Below are 21,095 nucleotides of genomic sequence, written 5' to 3'. Positions count from 1 at the left end.
ACTAACCTCTATGATGGTGAGCGTTCACTAACCTGTCAAGAGGAGAGCTTTGATGAGTGCGCGGGAACGGATCCTCGACGCGGCCGCGGAAGCCATGCGGACGCGAGGTGTGGCCGGAACCACCACCAAGGAGATCGCCAGGGTGGCCGGGTGTTCAGAACCTTTGATCTACAAGTACTTTCGCGACAAGGACGAGCTGCTCAAGTTCGTGCTGAGCGAGCGCATGCCGGCCTTCTCCGGTGCGCCGACCCCGGGCGCGGCAACGGTGGAAGCCAACCTGATCGACGTCGTGCACGGCGGCCTGCGGTTCTATCAGCGAGGCTTCCCGATGATGGCCTCGATCGCGTCGCAGCCCACACTCATGGCCGCCACCCGTGACGGCATGCGCAAGTACGACGCCGGTCCCCATGCTGTCGTCGAGAACTTGGCGAAGTACCTGCGCGCCGAGCAGGGTCTGGGGCGGGTCGCGGCCGACGCGGATCCCGACGCCGTGGCCGCGCTCCTGATGGGCGCCTGCTTCCAGCAGGGATTCCTGCGCTACGTCGCCGACGACCCCGAAGCTCCCCAGTCCGCCGCCGAGGCCCTGGTGCGCCCGCTGCTCGCGCACTTGGATCCGACTCCGAGCTGAGCGCAGGCCGTCACGGCCGGGCAGATCGTGTGCTCCCGGCGGTTAGCGTGGCGGTATGGAATCCGCTTCGGGGGTGCACGAGGTCTGTGATCGGTATGTCGCGGAGTACGCGGCTGCCGATCCGGTGCAGGCGACGCTGTTCGGGATCGCCGGGTACGCGGATCGGCTGACCGACTATTCGCCCGCGGGGCATCGGCTGCGGGCGGAGGTCGCCCGGAAGGCGTTGGGCGACATGGCCGCGATCGACCCCGGCTCCGACAGCGAACGGGTGGCCAAGGCGGTGTTCTGTGAACGCCTGGGGAGCGAACTCGAGGTGCAGGATGCGGGGCTGCGGGCGGCCTCGCTCAATGTGATCGCCAGTCCGGCGCAGGACATCCGGATGGTGTTCGATCTGATGGCCACCGAGACAGCCGCGGAGTGGGCGGTGATCGCCGCGCGGATGGGACAGGTGCCCGACGCTCTTCGCGGAGTGCGGGCTTCGCTGGTGGCGGCGGCCGAGGACGGCCGGATCTCCGCGCGGCGGCAGCTCGACAAGACCGCCGAGCAGGCCGAAACCTGGGCGGGCCGCCGCGGTGACCTCGGCTTCTTCACCGGCTTGATCGCCCCCGCTCGCGAGGTGGCCGGTGCGCCGGTCGATGAGCTGGAACAGTCTGCGCGCGCGGCCGATTCGGCCTATGGCGAGTTCGCCGACTTCCTGCGGAACGAGCTGGCACCGCGGGCGCCTGTCGCGGACGCGGTGGGCGAGCGGACGTATCGGCTGTGGTCACGGTATTTCACCGGCGCCGATATCGATCCGCGGGAAGCCTATGACTGGGGATGGCGCGAGTTCTCCGAGATCGAAGCCGACATGCGCGCTGTCGCCGCTCGGATCGCGCCGGGGAAGACGCCGGCCGAAACGGCGGCGGTGCTCGATGCCGATCCGAAGTACTGGATACACGGTGCCGCCGCGTTCGAAGCGTGGTTACAGCGCACCGCCGACGCGGCGCTGACGGCATTGCGCGGCACGCATTTCGACATTCCCGCGGCGGCGGGCCCGCTGGAGTGCAGGATCGCGCCGCCGGGCGGGGGCGTCGGCGCGTATTACCTCGGGCCGAGTGAGGATCTGCGGCGGCCGGGGCGCATGTGGTGGTCGCTCGAGGCGGGCAAGGAGCAGTTCAGCACCTGGCGGGAGGTCAGCGTCGTCTATCACGAGGGGGTGCCGGGGCATCATCTGCACGCGATCACCGTGCTCACGGCGGACGGGCTGAACAGATATCAGCGCATATTGTCGTTCGTCGACGGGCACAGCGAGGGGTGGGCGCTATACGCCGAGCGGCTCATGCGCGAACTCGGCTATCTGAGCGATGACGGTGACCTGTTCGGGATGCTGACCGAACAATTGCTCCGTGCCGCACGGGTGATCGTGGATATCGGCATGCATCTGGAGTTGACGATTCCCGCGGGCACCGGATTCCACGAGGGCGAACGGTGGACCCCCGAGCTCGGTCTGGAGTTTCTGCTGACCCGCGCGCTGACCGAACCGGCCAGGGCACGTTTCGAGATCGACCGCTATCTGGGCTGGCCGGGTCAGGCGCCGGCGTACAAATTGGGTGAGCGCGGATGGCTCGCCGCTCGCGAGGAGGCGCGGAGCCGTGCCGGAGAATCGTTCTCGCTGAAAGAATTCCACACCCGCGCGTTACGCATGGGCGGCATGGGGATGGATACGCTGCGCGCGCAGCTCGCCGCGAGCGAAGGCTGACGATCACCGGCCGGACAGTCCGATCGCTACTATCCAGTGGGAGGATCGGCCGGTTGCCGATGACGGAAATCAGGGTGGGGATGAAAACGCTGTTCAGCCCGGTCGTGCCGGTGTATTGGATCGTGTCGGCGCTGGCCGCCGCGCTGTACTTCTCCGGCGTGCTCCGGGTCGCGATGATGCTCGCGCGGTGGGCGGACGAGTCCGTCGCGGTGGTGTTCGGGTTCCTGGGCGGGATGCTGTTCGCGCTCCTCACGTGGCCGCTGGTCCTCGCGATCGTCTGGCAGGCGCGGCGGGCGTATTTGCGCAGGACGGCCGCTTCGGTGATCGCGACGGTGACCGATTCCGGTCACCGGGTGACGCGCGCCAACAACAATCCGTTCGCCACTCATCGCGTGCATATCGAGGCGACGTTCACCCACCCGGAAACAGGGGCCGAACACCGGCTGCGAAAGCGGTTCGCGATGAACGAGTTCCGGCGCTCGACCGCGAAAGAGATGGTGCGGCGGTACGCCGTCGGTGCTGAGATACCGGTGCTGGTGCGCGGGCGCGCGGCCGGATTCGATGTGCCGCAGCGGCCGCAGTGGGTCGACCTCTGGTGATACCGCCCGGGGCGCTTATTCGTTCGCGCGGCGCGTGAGTTCGGCCCGCATCTGCAGGAATCGGAACAGGCCGGGCCTGCCGATGACGGCCTCGTAGCGGTCGACGACCTCGTGCACGAAAGCGGGGACGTCGGCGGCGGGGAGGCGGGCGGTCCAGTCCGCGAAACCGACGGTGCACCAGCGGGTGAAGGCGTCGCGGGAGCCGAAGTCCCATTCCCGGTCGGTGACGGATCGCGCGGTGACGTCGAGGTCGGCGCTCGCCGCGATCGCGGGGAGCGCGTCGGGGTCGATGTGCACGTAGGGGCGCGGGAAATCGGCGAAGGCCGCCGACCACCGCGCGTCGGCGGTGACCGCCATAGCGACGGACTCGACGCTCGGGCGTCGGCCTGCGCAGACGTACTGCACCAGGACGCGTCCGGCGGGGGCGAGCGCGGCGGCGATGTGACGGTAGGCGGTCTCCTGGTCGACCACCCAGTGCAGGGCGTTGAACGAGACGACGAGGTCGAATTCGTGGTCGAAGGCCATGGTCGTGACGTCGCCGACCTGGAAATCGACGTTCGTGAGCTGGTCGTCGGCGGTGCGGGCGACCTCGATCATCCGTGGCGACGGGTCGACGCCGAGGACGGAACCTTCGGGAACCCGGGTCGCGATCAGGCGCGACACGTAGCCGTCGCCGCACCCGACGTCGAGCACGCGCTCGGCCCCCGCGACCGTGACGGACTCGACCGCTGCCGTCGCCATCGTCCGCTGGAGCGCGCTGATGTGGGCGTAGCCGGCGCCGTCCCAGTCGGCCATCGGCTACGACCCGCCCTGCGCTGGCGCGTCCTGCTTGACCGGTGGGGCGTCGTCGGGCGCGAGGTACGCGCCGATCTTGCGGAACAGCGCGTCACCGCCGTTGGCGTAGCCGCCGGTGGCGCTGAACGCCTCGGGCAGGAAGGTGACGGCGACCGCGATCGCGATCTTCTCCGACGGCAGGTAGGCGTTGACCGCGGCGCCGCCGTAGAACAGCGGGTTCTGGAAGGACCAGTCGCCGGTGAGCCAGAGGCCGAGGCCGTAGGTCTGGAAATCGTCGAGCGGGCGGCAGTTGACGCAGCCGGGAACCGCCGTGGTCTTGCCGCGCAGGTCGGTGGTCGTCATCGCCCGGTAGGACTCGTCGGAGAGCAGTTCGCCGCTGCCGATGGCGACGGCGCTGCGTTCGAGGTCGTGGATATCGCTGGTCTGGATGGCGCCGTGGCTGATCGTCCACGACGGATTCCAGTAGGTCGACTCCTCGTAGAAGGGGATATCGGCAGGCAACGAGAAGTACTCGCGGCGCTCCGAGGTGAACGTGTGCAGGACCGGCTCGGGGATATAGGGGGTCAGGTTCGGCACGGTGTTCTTCAGGTCGAGCGGGCCGAGTACTTTCTCCTGCAACGCATCCGCGAGCGACTTACCGGTGACCTTCTCCAGCGCCAATCCGAGCAGGACGTAGTTGGTGTGCGCGTAGGCCCAGTTGGTTCCCGGTTCGAACCACAGGGGGTCGTCGATCGCGAGCGCGAGCTGGTCCTGGGTGGTCCACGCCTTGTAGGGATCCGCGTAGGCGATCTCGGCGAATTTCTCGTTTCCGAGCACGAAATCGTGATAGCCCGAAGTCATCTGGGCCAGCTGTCGCAGATTCACGCGGTCGGCGTTGGGAATATCGGGCAGGTATTTCGAGAGTTTGTCGTCGAGGCTCAGTTTTCCCTCGTCGGCCAGGATCAGCAGGAGCGTCGACACATAGGAGATCGCGACGGCGCCGTTGCGGAAATGCATGTCGGTGGTGGCGGGCACGCCGGTCATCGACTCGCCCCTGGCCGCGGTGACGATCTCCTTGCCGTCGATCGTCACCCGGACGATCACCGACTTGAGGTGCGCTTGCGCCATGTAGTCGTCGACGATCTTCATGATGGCATCGGCTTTGGCCGGGTCATCGCTGGAGAATGTCGGGCGGGCGGTCGCGGTCGAATCCGGCGCGGTGTCGTTCGACGAACACGCGGCCAGCAGACCCAGCGTGCAGACGAACACCAGAACATTCCGAGAAACCGACATTGGTCACCTTCCTGAGTACCTGGAAAATTTGCTTGTTCTGGTGTCCTCCGAAATGTGGTGCGAGCGAACAGCCAATTCTATGGCGACCGCGGCGCCGCGGCGAGACCCCGCGCGGCGCGGTATCAGCGGGCGCGTCAGCCGGGTGTCAGGTCGGTGTCAGGTCGGCTCGCGACAGTTGTCGCAATCAACGAGCACGAACCGAGAGGGTGATCCCGAATGACCGCACGACACACGAACCCCACCGCCTGGACCGGCATGGTGGCCGTCGACGACACGGAGCTGGCCGTCACCGATACCGGCGGCGACGGGATCGCGGTGCTGTACCTGAACGGGCAGTTCGCCACCCAGGGCTACTGGCGCAAGACCATCGCCGAGCTGGGCCCCGGGTTCCGGCACATCACCTTCGACGAGCGGGCGCGTGGCAAGAAGTCGAAGCTGTCCGCCGACTACTCCTTCGAGGCCGCCGTGCGCGATGTCGACGCGGTGCTGGCGGCCAGGGGTGTGGAGCGGGCGCTGGTGGTCGGCTGGTCCTACGGCGCCGTCGTCGGCGCGCACTGGGCCGAGCGGAACCCGGAGCGGGCCATCGGCGCGGTGCTGGTCGACGGCGCCTTCCCGTACGACTGGCTCGACGACGCCATGGAGGAGCGGATCCGCACGCTGTTCAAGCGGTTGAGCTGGTTCATGCCGCTGATGCGCCCGACCGGCCTGGCCCCGCGGATGACGGCGGCGCAGCAGGCCGAGAGCAATATCGAGCTCGGCAAGCTGTCGCGGACCAGCGAACTGGGTCCGGTGCTGGACGCGATCACCGTGCCGGTGCGCTACGTGGTGGCCTCGGGCACCTCGTTCGGCAGCAAGCGCGACGAGCAGGAGAAGATCCGCAGCGGACTCGACGCGGCGACCACCCGCAATCCGAACATCCGGATCGGCGCGAAGGTGCCGAGCAACCACGGTGCCATCCTGCGCAAGGACTTCCGGGCCATCGCGGACTCGGTGCGCGAGGTCGCGGAACTGGACGGGTGACAAGGACGGGATGCGGTGATCTAGTCACGGGTATGACCGCACTACTGCACCAACGGTTCGGCGAGCTCCGCGACACTCTGCCGCATCTGCGGCTCGGCACCGGACCGACCCCGTTGCGCCCGCTGCCCGAACTCGCCGTCGGCCGAGCCCAGCTGTGGCTCGCGGACGACGGCGAGTTCGGCGACGGCGGCTGGGGCGGGAACAAGATCCGCAAGCTCGAATGGCTGCTCCCCGATGCCCGCAGGCGGGGGCGGCGCACGATCCTCACCGTCGGCGGGCTCGGGACGAACTGGGGCCTGGCGACCGCGCTGTACGCCAGGGAGCACGGACTGCGCACCGCGCTGGCGCTGGTCGATCAGCCGATCGACGACCATGTGCGCGCCCAGCTGGCGCGGCTCGAACGCAGCGGGGCCACCCTGCATTTCACCCACACCAAGGCGCGCACGATCGCCGCGGTGCCGTACCTGCTGGCACGGCACTCGTCGGGCGGCAAGCTGCCGTATCTGTTGCCCGCGGGTGGGTCGTCGACGGTCGGGGTGCTCGGCTATGTCGAGGCGGCGCTGGAACTCGCCGATCAGGTGGCCGCGGGGGTGGTGCCGGAGCCGACGCACATCGTCACCGCGATCGGTTCGGGCGGGACCGCCGCCGGGTTGCTGCTCGGACTCGAGCTGGCGGGGTTGTCGACGCGGGTGGTCGGCGTTGTCGTCAACGATCAGCTCCGGCTCGACGCGAAAACCCTGCTGCGCTCGGCCCGCCGGACCGCGGCGCTGCTGCGGGCGCGCGGTGCGCGGCTGCCGGAGCTGACGCTGTCGGCCGACCGCTTGATCCTCGTCGAGGACCAGCTCGGCGCCGGCTACGGCCACCCCACCGCGCAGGGCGCGCGGGCCGAGGCGCTGGCCGCCGAGGCCGGGTTGCACCTCGAACCCGTCTATACCGCGAAGGCGATGGCGGCGACGCTCGCGCTCGATGCCGACGGCGCGCTCGGGGACGGCGTCGTGGTGTTCCTCAATACCAACGGTCCTCGCTGAGACGGCTCGAGTGAACGGCTCCTACCAGCACGAAGTCCGGGAGCCGGGCCGGATGCCCCGGAATCGGGGGCACCTTATTCCTGTTCGCGGCAGTAACGATCTTCCGAGGTGGGACGACAAAGGTCGTGACAAACGGCCCGTCGGGGGGCCTGCCCACCTGTAGGTCATTCGAACGGGATCACACCATGAATCTGCGCGAGTTCCTTGCGAAACATCGCATCGCTTCGGCTGTCGCCGCACCGGCGGCGCTGGGTGTCGCGGCCATCGTCGCCGCGTCGTTCGCGGTGACGTCGCAGCCCGAGTCCCCCTCCTACCAGCTGACCACCTCGGTGACCGAGTGCCGCGAGATGGTGACCATCTCGGTGGCGGGCCGCAACGACACCCCCGTCGAGGGGACGACGGCGATGCTGCTCGACGCGAACGGCAACCCGCTGCCCGCGGCGCTGTCGGGCGATCACAGCAGCGTGTGGGTCGACCCGGTGGTGAACGCCCCGCGCGACGACCTCGCCGAGGGCCAGTACGCGGCCATCTACATCGCCTACCCGGCGGACATGCGGACCTACGAGGACGCGGTCAACCAGGGCGTGGCCAACACCCAGCAGGTGATGCGCGAGATCTCCGCCGCCTGCCCGGACACCAAGTTCTCCATCGTCGGCTACAGCGAGGGCGCCGACGTGGTGCGCCGCGTCGCCGAGGGCATCGGCAACGACAACCCCGCCGACGGCTACTCGGTCGTCGACCCCGACGACGTGCTCGGCGTGGTGATGTTCGCCGACGCCGGTCGCAAGGCCGGGGAAGGCCCGTTCATCGGCGCCGAGGACCCCTTCGCCAACCCGGACGGCTTCGACCAGAAGTACCAGAACGGCACCAAGCCGGTCTCGGGCCAGGGCGTGACCACCGGCGGCGGCTTCGGCGCGCTGAACGGCAAGATCGCCTCCTTCTGCTCCGAGGGCGACCTCACCTGCGCGGCGCCGGAGAACATCTCCCTGCTCCAGCTGGCCGCCAATGTCGGGCGGCAGATCAACGTCGACGACCTGCAGCGCGACGGCCTGACCCCGGCCACCGGCCAGGACATGGCCTTCACCCTCGGCCGGATCGCGATGGCCGCCTTCTCCGACATCGCCGCCAACCCGAACTGGATGGCCAGCGACGAGACTTTTCTCGATGTGCTGCTGAAGGTGTCGGACCCGGACTACAAGCCGGGTGAGACGAAGGCACCGGCCAAGGCCGACACCATCGCGGCCGAGCAGGTCTCGCCGCTGGCGTACCTGCCGCAGAAGGTGTTCAACGAGATCGTCGGGCTGATCGTGACGAACCAGAACACCATCCCGGTGGCGATGAGCGACCCGTACCAGCTGACGCTCGGCCCGAACGGCACCGGTCATCACTTCGACTACTGGCGTGACTCCGACGCCGCCAACGGCAAGCCGATGACCTCGGCCGAGTACGCCGCGGCGTGGCTGACCCACCTGGCCAAGCAGGCGCAGGCGGGCGAGACGGTGAACACCAAGTCGGCGCCGACCGATGCCGACGTGACCGCCGCGCTGGCCGCACCGACCAAGCCGGCCACGACCACCACCACGGCGGCGGCGGCGAGCACAACGACGTCGAAGTCGGCGACCAGCACCGCCAAGACGACGACGCCGACCACCACCTCGTCGACCGGGACGACGACCACGCCGAGCACCACGACGCCGTCGACCACCGCGCCGTCCACCACGACGCAGGCCCCGGAACCGGTGACCAACCAGGCCGAGGCCCCCGCGCCGAAGGCCACCACCACCACGGCGCCCGCGCCGACCACGACGGTGGCACCGACCACGACCGTCGCGCCGACGAGCACCACGACCACCACGGCGCCGGCGAACTGATCTGACCGGACGATCCCCGGTGGGCAGCGTTTTCGTTGCCCACCGGGGATTTTCGTGTCAGGAGGTGGGTTCGGCGACCGGTTCGGGGAGCGCGTCGCGCACCCGCGCGGTCCGCCGGGTGCCGATGATCGATCCGATGACGACCAGCGGGAATCCGATCGCCATGCCGATCGTCAGCGGTTCGCCCAGCGCCGCGACGCCGAGCACGATGGCGACGGCCGGATTGATGTAGGTGATGACGGTGGCGCGTGCCGGGCCGACCTCGGCGATGAGCGCGAAGAAGACGAGAAACGCGGTGGCCGTGCAGATCACGGCCAGGCCGAGAATCGACCAGGCGGCGTCGGCGGGGATGTGGGCGGGCCAGGACGCGGCCGTGAACGGGGTGTAGACGAGGGCGGCGAGCAGCAGCGACGCGGTGACCACGCCGAGCGCGGGCAGGTCGGCGAGGGTGCGGTCGTAGATGATCGGGCCGATCGCGTAGCCGACCGTGGTCACCGCGACGGCGGTCAGCGCCATCGGGTCGGTCAGGTCGAGGTCGAGGCCGACCAGCGCGGCGACGCCGGCGAAGCCGATGAGCAGGCCGACGGTGCGGCGGCCGTCGAAGCGGTCGTGGCCGAGCAGGGTCACGATGACGATCGCGATCAGCGGCACCGCCGCGACGAGCAGGCCGACGGTGGAGCTGTGCAGGGTCTGCTCGGCGTAACCGAGCAGTACCCACGGGCCGACGATCTCGATCGCGGTGTAGGCCAGCAGCATTCGCCAGCGAGCGAGCACGCCGCGGAAGGCCTTGGTGTACAGGGCGATCGGCAGCAGGAGCAGGCCGCCGATCGCGGTGCGCCCGAAGGCGACGACCACCGGGTCGACGCTCTCGACCGCGATCCGGATCATCGCGTAGGGCACGCCCCAGATCACGCCGAGCGCCAGGAACAGCACCCATCCGCGCTTACTCACCGATCACCACCGTTTCGTTCCGCGGCGAGGTCCACTCTCGCCCGGGTCATCCTATGATTTGGCACGGTGGTCGGCCGAGTGGCCGGAGTGACATATTTCGTCAACATCCGGCCACCGCGACTAGACCGCGACGGACTCCCGGACCGCGGGCGCCGCGGTGCGCGGGCCGCGGGTGGCCGCGATCAGCACGACCAGCCCGGTGGCGGCGAACCCGGCACCGACCCACAGCGGCGAGACCCAGCCGAAGCCCGCGCCGATCGCCAGCCCCGACAGCCAGACGCCGAGGAAGTTGCCGACATTGAACGCGGCGATGTTCGCCGAGGACGCGAGCGTCGGCGCGGCGGCCGCGTGGTCGAGCACGCGCATCTGCAGGCCGGGCGTCGCGCCGAAGCCGAAGAAGCCCATGGCGGGCAGCAGCAGGAGCGCGGCGAGCTTGTGGTCGGCGAGCAGCGCGAAGGCGACCAGCGCGAGGCCGAGGGCCAGGGTGAGCGCGAGCAGGGTGCGGGTCAGCGCGCGGTCGGCCCAGCGGCCGCCGAACAGATTGCCGAAGAACAAGCCGACACCGAAGAGCACCAGCAGCCACGGGACGACGCCGTCGGAGAACCCGGTGACCCGCGTGAGCAGCGGCTCGATGTACATGAACGCCCCGAACATGCCGCCGAAGACGAGCACGGTCATCGCCAGCGAGTACCAGACCTGACCGTTGCGGAACACCGCCAGCTCGGCCCGCAGATCCGGCCGCGCGCTCGCCGCGGGCGCGTCCGGGACCAGCGCGGTGATGCCGGCCAGCGCGACCAGCCCGACGACGGTGATCACCGCGAAGGTGGCCCGCCAGCCCCACTGCTGACCGATGAACGTGCCGAGCGGAACGCCGAGCACATTGGCGATGGTGAGCCCGCCGAACATGATCGAGATGGCGCCCGCCTTCTTCGCCGGCGCCACCAGTGAGGCCGCCAGCACCGCGCCGATACCGAAGAACGCGCCGTGCGCGAGCGCGGCGAGCACCCGTCCGCCGAGCAGCGCCGCGTAGCCGGGCGCCAGCGCCGAGGCGGCGTTGCCGACCGTGAACAGCACCATGAGCAGCTGCAATGCCCGCTTGGGCTGCCACCGGCTGACCACCGGGGTGAGCGCGAGCGCGCCGACGACGACGGCCAGCGCGTAACCGGAGATGAGGTAGCCGGCGGTCGGCACGGAGACTGCCATGTCGTCGGCCACCGCCGAGAGCAGACCGGCGATGACGAACTCGGTGAGTCCGATGCCGAAGCCCCCGAGCGCGAGGGCGATGAGACCGAGTGGCATGTGAGCGCTTCCTTCCGTTCTACGCCGATATCACGCGTATGCAACTAACTCTAGGCGACGATAGTTGCACACGCGCTCTATTGCAACCGCCAGCTATACTCGGCCCATGGGTATTGCGGATGACGCCGTCGAGGTGCGGGCGACCGGCTGGCGCACCCTGGCCGCACTGCACGGGCACATCGAGAGCGCGCTGGAGCGCGAGCTGGTGCGCGAGCACGAGCTGTCGGTCGTCGAATACACAGTCCTCGACGCGCTGGCCCGCCAGGACGGCTGGCACATGCGCATCTCGCAGCTGGCCCGCGCGGCGGCGCTGTCGGCCAGCGCGACGACCCGGCTGGTGAACCGGCTGGAGGATCGCGGCTTCCTGGTCCGGGTGCTGTGCGCGGACGACCGGCGCGGCATCTACACCGAGCTCACCGAAACCGGAAGGGCCGCCTACGAAAAGGCCCGCCCGACGCACGATCGGGTACTGGAACAAGCACTTTCGGACGCCGAGCAGATCCCCGAACTGGCGCCGCTCGTCGGCTTCCTGCACCGGGTTCCGGCACCCCGCTGACCGCGACACTCCGTACGACATCGCCAGGCAACGCGCCGATCATGGTGACTGTGCGGTGCCTCGGTGCAATGATCGGCGGGTGACTCAGTGGCTCCCACTCCTCGGTTCGCTCGTCGTCGCCGCCGCAGTTCTGGTCGGTGTCATCGCCAACAACCGCACCCACCGCGAGGGCATCGCGGCGGCCGACGAGCGCGGCAGGCAGGCACTCGACGCCGCGCAGCGCAATGTCGAGCTGTCGAACATGGTGGGTGACCAGCGCGATCACGAGGCGTGGCGCCGGGAGGCGGTGCTCGCCGCGGTCGCCGCCATCCTCGAGACCTCGGCCTCGGTGCGCGCCGATCTGACCAGCTGCGGGGAGTGGGACCTCGTCACCGCGGAGGAGATCGACGGCGTCGGCGCCCAGATCCACAAGGTGATCTGGGACCGCCCGACCGCCATGCTGACCCGGCTGCGGGTCGTGGCGCACCGCCGGATCCCGAACAAGTGCGAAGACCTGCTGCGCACCCTGACCGCCGCCCAGCACATCACCATGCAGCGGCTGAAGCTGCACATCGATGTGGAGGCCACGGTCGAGGAGCTGGAGGAGATGGCCTCGCTGTGGCAGAAGGCCATGCGGCACGCGGCCGAGCAGGAGCGGGCGCTGGTGGAGACGACCAGGGTCGAGCTCGGCATCGACATCGCCACCACGAAAGGCCCTGCGGTCGCGCCCGTTCCGGCGCCCGAGCCGCAGGTGGCCGAGCCGGTCGCGGAGCCCGTCGCCGAGGCGGCCGCCGAGCCGGTCGTCGAAACCCCCGTCGAGGAAGCGCCTTTCGAGCAGCCGGTCGAGGAGCACACCGCCGTGCTGCGCCTGGCCGACGCCGTCGAGCCCCCGGCCGAAGCCCGCCAGGCCGAGCCGGCGAAGGTCTGACCCGAACCCGGAAACACCGCCTGATCTGCGCGACCGTCCAGTTCGCTGGGTGGAGCGCACAACCGTGTCGGACGTGCGGCGGTGTCGCCGTTCACCTGACGCCGGCGGGATGGGGCAGGTAACTTGGGAGGCGGCACGTGATGCGTCACAGTGCCGACCCGACAGCGTGGTCGATCGTCTACAGACTTGCACCGAACCACTCTCGTCAGGGGGCGATCTGTTATGGAGTTCATCGCGCCGTTGGATGCGCTGTTCCTGCTCGCGGAATCCCGTGAGCACCCGATGCATGTGGGCTCACTGCAATTGTTCGAGCCGCCCGAGGACGCGGGGCCGGACTATCTGCGCGAGTTCCGCGAAATCTTGCTCGCCGACAAGACCTTTCGGCCGACCTTCCGCAAGCGCCCCGCCACCTGGCTCGGCGCACCGCAGCTGGCCTGGACCCAGGACGACGACGTCGACCTGGACTTCCACCTCCAGCGCAGCGCGCTCCCCGCGCCGGGCCGGATCGAGCATTTGCTCGACCACGCCTCGACCCTGCACAGCGCCCTGCTCGACCGGCACCGCCCGATGTGGGAGATGCATTTCGTCGAGGGCCTGGCCGACGGCCGGTTCGCGCTCTACTCGAAGATGCACCACTCGCTGATCGACGGCGTCTCCGCGCAGCGATTACTGCGGCGCACGCTCACCACCGATCCCTTCGCGACCGAGATCAAGACGCCGTGGAACCTGCCGCGTAAGCAGCGAAACGCCGCGCCGCGCGAACAGCGCTCCCGGCTGGGCGGACTGCTCGGCGGCCTCGGCTCGGCGGGTTCCTCGACCGCGGCGCTGATGAAGGCGACCCGCACCGGACTGCTCCAGCAGCAGTTGACACTGCCGTTCGAGGCGCCGCGCACGCTGTTCAACGTGCCGATCGGCGGCGCCCGCAAATGCGTGGTGCGCACCTGGTCGATGGACCGGGTCAAGCAGGTGAAGAAGGCGACCGGCACCACCGTCAACGATGTGGTGCTGGCGATGTCGGCCGGCGCGCTGCGCGCCTACCTGCTCGAGCGCGACGCCCTGCCGGACAAGCCGATGATCGCGATGGTGCCGATGTCGCTGCGCGACGAGGACGACACCGACACCCAGGGCGTGAAGATCGCGGCACTGCTGTGCAACCTGGGTACCGATGTCGCCGATCCGCTGGAGCGGCTGCGGGTGGTGAGCGAGTCGACCCGGCGCAACAAGGAGGTCTACCGCTCGCTGACGCCCGCCCAGACACTCGCGGTCGCCGGGGTGATGCTGAGCCCGATGGCGGCGATGCTGCTGCCCGGCTTCGCCTCGATGGCGACGCCGCCGTTCAATATCGTCATCTCGAATGTGCCGGGCGCGCGGGAGCCGCTGTATTGGAACGGCGCGCGGCTGGACGCGAGTTATCCGCTGTCCATCCCGCTGGACGGCCAGGCCGTGAACATCACCCTCACCTCGAATGGCGACAATCTCGATTTCGGTTTGGTCGGCTGCCGCCGCACCCTGCCCGACCTGCATCGACTGCTCGATCACCTGGAGGATTCGCTGACCGAACTGGAGGCCGCGGCGGCCTGAAAATTGGCCCTTATCGAGCAAAATAGAACGTGTTACAGTTCGGTATGCGTACCGAATTCTGCGAACAGCTCGGCATCGAGTTCCCCATCTTCGCCTTCACGCACTGCCGCGATGTCGTGGCAGCGGTGAGCAACGCGGGCGGACTCGGCGTGCTCGGCGCCGTCGGCTTCACCGCCGAACAGCTCGAAGTGGAGCTGGCCTGGCTCGACGAGCACGTCAACGGCATCTACGGCGTCGACCTGGTGATCCCGTCGAAGTACGAGGGCAAGGGCGTGGAAGGCCTGACCCCCGAACAGCTGGAAAAGCAGCTGGCGCAGATGGTTCCGCAGGGCCATCGCGACTTCGCGCAGAAGATCCTGGCCGACCACGGCGTGCCGGCGCTGCCCGACGGTGAGCACCACAACGAGCTGCTCGGCTGGACCGCGACCACCGCGGGCCCGCAGGTGGACGTGATCCTGAACCACCCGAAGGCGAAGCTGGTCGCGAACGCGCTCGGCACCCCGCCCGAGGACGTCGTCAAGCGCATCCAGGACTCCGGCCGGGTGATCGGCGCGCTCTGCGGTTCGGTCAAGCACGCGATGAACCACAAGGCGGCCGGGCTGGACTTCGTGGTCTGCCAGGGCACCGAGGGCGGCGGCCACTGCGGTGAGGTGTCCTCGCTGGTGCTGTGGCCGCAGGTGATCGAGGCGATCGGCGACACCCCGGTGCTGGCCGCCGGCGGCATCGGCAACGGCGCGCAGGTCGCGGCGGCGCTGGCGATGGGCGCGGCGGGCGCGTGGACCGGCTCGCTGTGGCTGACCGTCGAGGAGGCCAATGTGCCGCCCGCGCAGATGGACACCTACCTCGAGGCCACCAGCCACGACACCATCCGCTCGCGCTCCTGGACCGGCAAGCCCTGCCGCATGCTGCGCAACGACTGGACCGACGCGTGGGAGGACACCGAGAACCCCGACCCGCTGCCGATGCCGCTGCAGATGATGGTCGCCCTCGACGGCGTGAAGCGCGGCCACCGCTACCCCGAAGCGGCCAAGGATGTGAACTTCAACCCGGTCGGCCAGGTCGTCGGCATGATGAACAAGGTCGAGCGCAGCGCCGACGTGGTCAACCGTCTGGTCGAGGAGTACGTCACCGCCTACGACCGGCTGACCAAGCTCAACGGCTGAGCACCGGGGCTCGGGTAACCTTTCAGCTACCGGCTACCCGGCCCCGAAGAGCACGACCCCGCACGCCCCGACCTCGCGGAGGGGCAGGCCGACGCAGTCGGCCGTCGCGGCCGTCCCGCCGGTCAGGCGCCGTTGCCTGACCGGCGGGACACCAGGGGCCGCGACTCGAGCGCGCCAGCGCTCCGAAACACTGCGGGCGGTGACATGGCTTCGGACGGCAAGGGTTCCTCCTGGACGGCGACGCGGCGCAGGGTCGCCCGCGCCATCGCCAGGGTCAGGGCCGACTACGCGGCGGGCGCGCCGTCACCACCGCATCCGGACGAGCCACCGGTGCCCGCCGAGCTGCTGAGTCTGCTGTGCCGCATCGGCGTCGCGCTCGTCGGCGCCAGCGAGACCTCGGCGCGGGTGCAGGAGATCCTCGACAAGCTGTCCAGGCGCTACGGCACCGACAACATCCACTTCATGGTGCTGCCCACCGCGGTGTTCGTGCGGGTGCGCACCGCGGAGGGATCCGCGATCGACATGCTCGACGCCTCGGTCGGCACGCTGCCGCTGGACCAGATCGCCGGGCTCTACCGGCTCATCGACCACATCGAGGCGGACGCGCCGCCGCCACGGGACGCGGCGAGGGAACTCGACGCGATCCTGTCGGCGAAACCGGGCAGCCCACCGTGGCTGATCCTGCTCGGCCAGGTGGTACTGACCGTCGGGCTGGGGATGATGCTCAATCCGGCGGCCAGGGCGCTGGTCGGGTACGTGGTGCTCGGGCTGGTCGTCGGCGCGCTGACCCAGCTCGCCGACAAGGTCCGGCTGCTGTCACTGGCCCTGCCGGTGATCGCGGCGGCGCTGGTCGCGGTGCTGGCGTTCGGCTTCCCCGGCACGCTCTCGGGTGGGCAGCCCACCCAGTTGGTGATTCCGGCGATCGCCACGCTGCTGCCCGGCGCGATGCTTACCAACGGCACCATCGAGCTGGCGACCGGGTCGATGGTCGCGGGCGCGAGCCGGGTGGTCTACGGCATCAACATGCTGTTCCTGCTGGCCTTCGGGCTCTACGTGGGCATCAGTGTGCTCGGACCGCTGTCGAATCCGGCGGTCAGCCAGGCCCAGCTGGGCTGGTGGGCGCCCCTGATCGGGGTGCTGCTGATCGGCTTCGGGCACTCGTGGCGCTCGAGCGCGCCGCAGAACTCGGTGGGCTGGCTGCTGCTCGTCCTCTATGTCACCTACCTGGCCCAGTTCGTCGGCAAGACGCTGTCGGGGCCGCTCACGGGCGCCTTCCTCGGCGGCCTGATGGCGGTGCCCGCCGCCTATCTGATCCAGGGGCGCAAGCACGCGCCGCCGCGGCAGGTGGCGTTCCTGCCCGCGTTCTGGATGCTGGTGCCCGGCGGCATCAGCCTGACCGGGGTGTCCGAGGTCGTCATGCACACCACCGGCACCACCGCCGCGAGCGGACTCGAGGTGGTGGTGTCGGCACTGCTGTCGGTGATGTCGATCGCGCTCGGGGTGATGGTCGGCTCGGGTCTGTCCTCGACGCGCACCCCGAATGTGGGCCCGATCATCGATTCGATGCTGCCACAGGGCCGGCACCTGCCCTGGCAGCATCAGGCCGAGGCCGCCGAGCGTTCCGACCCAGACAGCTGAGGCAATTCGGTCAGGCGGTGGCGGCCGTGGCGTCGGCCGGTGTCGCGCCGACGAGTTCGTCGAAGCGGGCGATGACCTTCTCGTGGTAGAGCGCGAACAGGTCCTCGAACAGGGCCAGTTGCGCCTCGGTCGGGTCCGAGTCGGCGTCCCACACCGCGAGCAGCGCGCGCCAGACGAGCACGTGCAGATCGGCGGCGACGGCGAAGTAGGCGGCGACCGCCTCGGGCACCTCGACGACCATGTCGGCGACCGAGTTCAGCACGGCGCGTTGCATGCTCATCCCGAGCACGCCGAGCACCCTGCGCACCAGCGCGATCTCGGCGGTGATGATCCGGACGTGGTCGGGCACGCTCTGCCGGGCCATCGCCTCGAGCTCGTCGACGGCCGCGGCCAGCTCGGCGGAATCGAGGACCTTCTCGGCGGCGGTGTAGCCGAGCAACGCCTCGAGCACGATGCCGCGCTCCACCTCGACGATGTCGGTGAACATCTCCGCGGCCACAGCGGGCGCGGTGACGGAGAACCGGAACAGATGCCGGTAGACATCCATGCCGCCCTCCTCTCGGACATCGCGGATGGTGAAGCCCTTGCCGCGGCGAGCCTCGACGAAGCCGTAGGACTCGAGCCGGCCCAGGGTGAGTTGCGCGGTGGCCCGGTTCATCCCGAACTCGTCGGCGACCTGGCGGACCGACGGCATCAGATCGCCGGGCCGGTACTCACCGGTCGCGACCCGGCGCGCCAATTCGTCGGCGACGTCGGCGACCACCGTCCGGGATCCCATCGAAACAACACCTCTCGGTCATCATCCGGCTACGTCCCAGACAGTTTATGCGCTCGAACCGCACCCCGCACGTACCAGCGGCGGCTGTGGGGCGGTTCACGTCCGACGGCCGATCGCCCATTGGAACCGACCGTACGGCCTGATCGGCAAGCCACCGGCAACACCAGGAATTCCCGGTAGCGCGCGGGCACGGCGGGGAAAACACGAGGCGCCGCTCCCCCGCGTGGATCAGACAGCATTGCGCGCCACCATGATTGAATACGCCAGCAACTGGGGAGTTAAACATCTACTGGAGGTTGGCGTGAAACCCACTCGGCTCGCGACCACCGCCGCCGCCGGACTCGTCGTGCTCGCGGGCCTGTCCGGTTGTAGCGACAACAACGACGACCACGCCGCACCCGCGACGAGCACGACGATGACGACGGCCGCACCCACCACCACCCACGCGGACCCCACCGGCACCTCGATCGCGCCGCCGCCATCACCGAGCCCGACACCGTCGCCCTCCCCGGAACCACCCCCGGTCACCACCACCAGCGATGTCGCGCCCACGCCATCGCCGCTGCCCGTGGACGTGGACTGCGGCCCGGTCACCGACGCGGGTGGACACAGCCGCACCGTCATCGCGGTCGGCAACGCGGCGGGACGGCCCGGCTGCACCGTGGCGATCAACGTCGCCACCAGCTACGTCACCACGATCAGCCCGTCGGATTCGGTCGTGGTCGACGGGTGGCAGTGCAATGCCCAGCCCGACGCCGCCACCCCGTCGGTGTGCACCAAGGACGGACTGGTGATCGCCCTGCGCGCGGACTGATCGCTCAGATCATCTGCTTCTCGCCCATCCAGCGCATGATCGGCCAGCCGAGGGCGACGGGAATCCAGCAGGTCAGCACGCGGTAGAGCAGTACGGCGGGCACCGCGATCTCGGCGGGAACGCCGAAGGCGGCCAGACCACCGATCAACGCCGCCTCGACCGCGCCGACGCCACCCGGTGTCGGCGCGGCCGAGGCCAGCGTGCCACCGATCATGGTGACGATGGTGACCGCGACGAAATCGGTTCCGCCACCGAAGGCCTCGACGCTGACCCACAGCGCCAGCGCCTGTCCGAGGGTGATCGCGCCGCAGCCGCCGACGATCATCGAGAACCGGACGGGATTGCGGGCCAGGTCGACGAGCTCGCCGAGGACTTCCTTGAGCTGCGGGCGCACCGACTGATTCACCCAGCGGCGCAGCGTCGGCACGAACATGAACGCGCCGATCAGGCCGACCCCGACGCCGGCGGCCAGGTACAGCACGGTCGCGTCCGGCACGATGTGCGCGAGGTTGGTCGACGTGCCCGCCACCACGCTGAAGACGACGAGCAGCACGAGATGGGTGATGACCTGCACCGATTGCTGTAGCGCCACCGCGGCGGTCGCCCGCATGGTCGTCATCCCGGCCTGCTGCAGGAAGCGCACGCTCAGCGCCAGCCCGCCGACGCCCGCGGGCGTGGTGGTCGCGACGAAGGTGTTGGCCAGCTGTTCCAGGAACAGGTCGCGGAACCGCACGACCCAGTCCGCGCAGGCGCCGAGCGCCACGGCCGCGCCGACATAGGTGAGCGCCGAGATCACCAGGCCGAGCAGCGCCCACCACCAGTTCAGCGTGCGCAGCTGGCTGAAGAAGGTCGGCACCTGGCTGAAGAACGGATACGCCACGTAGACCAGGGCCACCAGCAGCACCAGCTGGATGATCTGGTTGCGGGTGAAGCGGGTGAGCTGTTCGGGGCGGATCCGATCGTGGCCAGTCTGCTCGCGGATCTCCTCGCGCGCGGTCGCCATGACCTTGGTCCACTGTGGTACCGACTTGCGGATGCCGGTCGGCATGGCCGATTTGGTGAGGCGCCGGGCCGCGGTGATCACCGTGGCCTCACCGAGCACCTCGATCGCCGCCGACACCGCCTCGTGCTTGCCGTAGAGCGAGGTCGTCGCGACCAGCAGCTGGGCGATGTCGGTCTGGCGCTGCGCGTCGGCCGCGCCGAACTCGGCGAAGGCGAAACCGCCGAACAGGGTGTCGCCCTGGTGGACTCGCACATTGTCGGGTTGCAGATCACCGAGGCTGATCTGGTTCTCGTGCAGGCGCAGCAGCGAACGCCACACCCCGGGCAGCACCTGCGCGGACAACTTCCGGATCGGGGTGCCGTGCGGGACGGTGTGCGCGTACAGCATCCAGCCACGGTCCAGGCCGGCGACGGCGACCTGGTGACAGTCGGCCATGCCGACGTCACCGATGGCGATGCCCATCAGCGCCCGGTGCTCCACCGCCCGATGCATCGAACCGTGCAGCGGGGCGGTCTCGCTGGAACGGAAGGTGATCCAGCGCCACAGCTGTCTGATCGCGCCGAAGCTGCGCTGATCGCGGCCGTACATCTCGACGACGATCTCGGACTCCGGCCCGTCGACCTCGGTCCCCAGCAGCAGCGGACCGCGCCCGGCGGGCCGGTCGACCCGGAAGGCCCGCACGGTATAGCCGCGCCGGGCCAGCACCCGCACCGCCGCTTCCAGCGGCACCTCCAGCGCAGGGGTGCCGACCAGCCAGACGATCACCGCGCCGACCAGCCAGCCGACCACCAGGCCGAGCATGGCCCGCGCGGGCACCACCGAGCTGACGACCAGGTGGATGGGCGCGAACATCAACAGCAGGAACCACATCCACCGCCGCGGCCGCGGCGGCAACCACGGGCTGGAGACGGTGAGCATGGCCGCGAGCATCGCGATCCAGCGCGGGTCGTCGAGGAACTGCGAGAGGAAGGTGTCGAAGCGATCCGGCACCGGCATATGCCATTTCGGCGTGGAGATGCCGGACCCGGTGATCGAGAGCGCGAGGACCGCGAACATCCCGGCCGCGGCATAGCCCGCCAGCAGCTTCCACTGCCTGCGCAACACCAGTTCGATCAGGATCGCGAACGGCAGCGCGAGGATGAGCATGCCGTAGACCAGGTACACCAGGGTGGACTGATCCGGGCTGAGGAAGTCGACGATTCTGGACACCGAACGTTCCAGCGCCAACCACTCCGGCCGGGTGATCAGCGAGCCCGCGATCACCACACCGACCCCGAGCGCGGCCAGCACGACCCGGATGATGTCGCTGGTACGTCGGATCAGCGGCTGCAGGAGACTTCCCGTGACCGGGATCTCCCGACCGTCGACTCGCATGAGCCGCACGATACACACCGACACGCCGTCGACCCGCCGTGACATCGGCCCAATTCCCGGTCACCGTACACCGGGTGAAG

18 protein-coding genes are annotated in these 21,095 nt (G+C 69.4%); 12 read left to right on the top strand and 6 right to left on the bottom strand.

Translation table 11 applies throughout. The annotated features are described in order from the left end of the window. Positions 1 to 52: 52 nt before the first annotated feature. The 3 genes from ACFVW6_RS00835 to ACFVW6_RS00825 are packed head-to-tail and all read left to right on the top strand — an operon-like array spanning position 53 to position 2,965. Complete coding sequence (locus ACFVW6_RS00835; protein WP_378824332.1) at positions 53 to 628, top strand: TetR/AcrR family transcriptional regulator; 576 nt, start codon at positions 53 to 55, stop codon at positions 626 to 628. A gap of 55 nt (positions 629 to 683) precedes the next feature. Beyond that, positions 684 to 2,366, top strand: a complete 1,683-nt coding sequence (locus tag ACFVW6_RS00830) for a DUF885 domain-containing protein (RefSeq protein WP_387790379.1) — start codon at positions 684 to 686, stop codon at positions 2,364 to 2,366. A gap of 59 nt (positions 2,367 to 2,425) precedes the next feature. After that, positions 2,426 to 2,965, top strand: coding sequence for a hypothetical protein (locus ACFVW6_RS00825; protein WP_378824338.1), 540 nt, complete (start codon positions 2,426 to 2,428; stop codon positions 2,963 to 2,965). A 15-nt stretch (positions 2,966 to 2,980) separates the two neighbouring features. Here ACFVW6_RS00825 and ACFVW6_RS00820 read toward each other — a convergent pair whose 3' ends face one another. Together ACFVW6_RS00820 and ACFVW6_RS00815 are read right to left on the bottom strand one after the other, a co-directional pair. Further along, positions 2,981 to 3,760 (bottom strand): class I SAM-dependent methyltransferase, encoded by a 780-nt coding sequence (locus ACFVW6_RS00820; RefSeq protein WP_378824340.1) that lies wholly within the window; start codon positions 3,758 to 3,760, stop codon positions 2,981 to 2,983. A gap of 3 nt (positions 3,761 to 3,763) precedes the next feature. Beyond that, positions 3,764 to 5,032 (bottom strand): serine hydrolase domain-containing protein, encoded by a 1,269-nt coding sequence (locus ACFVW6_RS00815; protein ID WP_378824342.1) that lies wholly within the window; start codon positions 5,030 to 5,032, stop codon positions 3,764 to 3,766. Positions 5,033 to 5,248: 216 nt separating this feature from the next. On the opposite strand from ACFVW6_RS00815, the gene ACFVW6_RS00810 reads away from it, so the two are divergent. The 3 genes from ACFVW6_RS00810 to ACFVW6_RS00800 all read left to right on the top strand — a co-directional run bounded on the left by ACFVW6_RS00810 (position 5,249) and on the right by ACFVW6_RS00800 (position 8,951). After that, the gene (locus ACFVW6_RS00810) at positions 5,249 to 6,052 is read left to right on the top strand and encodes an alpha/beta fold hydrolase (protein ID WP_378824346.1); all 804 of its coding nucleotides are present in this window, start codon (positions 5,249 to 5,251) and stop codon (positions 6,050 to 6,052) included. 32 nt (positions 6,053 to 6,084) lie between these two features. Next, positions 6,085 to 7,080: a 1-aminocyclopropane-1-carboxylate deaminase/D-cysteine desulfhydrase gene (locus tag ACFVW6_RS00805; protein WP_378824348.1), complete on the top strand. Its 996-nt coding sequence runs from the start codon at positions 6,085 to 6,087 to the stop codon at positions 7,078 to 7,080. A 185-nt stretch (positions 7,081 to 7,265) separates the two neighbouring features. Beyond that, positions 7,266 to 8,951 (top strand): cutinase family protein, encoded by a 1,686-nt coding sequence (locus ACFVW6_RS00800; protein WP_378824351.1) that lies wholly within the window; start codon positions 7,266 to 7,268, stop codon positions 8,949 to 8,951. 57 nt (positions 8,952 to 9,008) lie between these two features. Here ACFVW6_RS00800 and ACFVW6_RS00795 read toward each other — a convergent pair whose 3' ends face one another. Together ACFVW6_RS00795 and ACFVW6_RS00790 are read right to left on the bottom strand one after the other, a co-directional pair. Beyond that, complete coding sequence (locus ACFVW6_RS00795) at positions 9,009 to 9,902, bottom strand: DMT family transporter (protein ID WP_378824353.1); 894 nt, start codon at positions 9,900 to 9,902, stop codon at positions 9,009 to 9,011. 120 nt (positions 9,903 to 10,022) lie between these two features. Next, positions 10,023 to 11,201 (bottom strand): MFS transporter, encoded by a 1,179-nt coding sequence (locus ACFVW6_RS00790; protein WP_355275166.1) that lies wholly within the window; start codon positions 11,199 to 11,201, stop codon positions 10,023 to 10,025. Positions 11,202 to 11,307: 106 nt separating this feature from the next. Here ACFVW6_RS00790 and ACFVW6_RS00785 point away from each other — a divergent pair, with 106 nt between their 5' ends. From ACFVW6_RS00785 to ACFVW6_RS00765, 5 genes are all read left to right on the top strand, one after another. Further along, positions 11,308 to 11,757: a MarR family transcriptional regulator gene (locus ACFVW6_RS00785; RefSeq protein ID WP_357341991.1), complete on the top strand. Its 450-nt coding sequence runs from the start codon at positions 11,308 to 11,310 to the stop codon at positions 11,755 to 11,757. A gap of 79 nt (positions 11,758 to 11,836) precedes the next feature. Beyond that, the gene (locus ACFVW6_RS00780) at positions 11,837 to 12,664 is read left to right on the top strand and encodes a hypothetical protein (protein WP_378824358.1); all 828 of its coding nucleotides are present in this window, start codon (positions 11,837 to 11,839) and stop codon (positions 12,662 to 12,664) included. A gap of 222 nt (positions 12,665 to 12,886) precedes the next feature. Next, positions 12,887 to 14,245: a wax ester/triacylglycerol synthase family O-acyltransferase gene (locus tag ACFVW6_RS00775; RefSeq protein ID WP_378824360.1), complete on the top strand. Its 1,359-nt coding sequence runs from the start codon at positions 12,887 to 12,889 to the stop codon at positions 14,243 to 14,245. A 44-nt stretch (positions 14,246 to 14,289) separates the two neighbouring features. Beyond that, positions 14,290 to 15,408 carry a nitronate monooxygenase family protein gene (locus ACFVW6_RS00770; RefSeq protein WP_355275173.1) on the top strand — a complete coding sequence of 373 codons (1,119 nt, stop codon included), beginning with the start codon at positions 14,290 to 14,292 and terminating at the stop codon, positions 15,406 to 15,408. A 204-nt stretch (positions 15,409 to 15,612) separates the two neighbouring features. After that, positions 15,613 to 17,046: a threonine/serine exporter ThrE family protein gene (locus ACFVW6_RS00765; RefSeq protein WP_378824363.1), complete on the top strand. Its 1,434-nt coding sequence runs from the start codon at positions 15,613 to 15,615 to the stop codon at positions 17,044 to 17,046. Between the two features lie 10 nt (positions 17,047 to 17,056). Here the strand turns inward: ACFVW6_RS00765 and ACFVW6_RS00760 are convergent, their stop codons facing one another. Beyond that, entirely contained in the window at positions 17,057 to 17,824 is a 768-nt protein-coding gene (locus ACFVW6_RS00760; RefSeq protein ID WP_378824365.1) for a GntR family transcriptional regulator, read from the bottom strand. A 301-nt stretch (positions 17,825 to 18,125) separates the two neighbouring features. On the opposite strand from ACFVW6_RS00760, the gene ACFVW6_RS00755 reads away from it, so the two are divergent. Continuing rightward, complete coding sequence (locus ACFVW6_RS00755) at positions 18,126 to 18,638, top strand: hypothetical protein (protein ID WP_378824368.1); 513 nt, start codon at positions 18,126 to 18,128, stop codon at positions 18,636 to 18,638. 4 nt (positions 18,639 to 18,642) lie between these two features. On the opposite strand, the gene ACFVW6_RS00750 is transcribed toward ACFVW6_RS00755, so the two are convergent. Then, entirely contained in the window at positions 18,643 to 21,015 is a 2,373-nt protein-coding gene (locus ACFVW6_RS00750) for a lysylphosphatidylglycerol synthase domain-containing protein (RefSeq protein ID WP_378824371.1), read from the bottom strand. Positions 21,016 to 21,095: the final 80 nt, after the last annotated feature.

Source organism: Nocardia sp. NPDC058244, assembly GCF_042882065.1.
GTDB lineage: Bacteria > Actinomycetota > Actinomycetes > Mycobacteriales > Mycobacteriaceae > Nocardia.
Note: the sequence above shows the minus strand (reverse complement) of the source record. Positions and strands in the feature narration are given on the sequence as shown.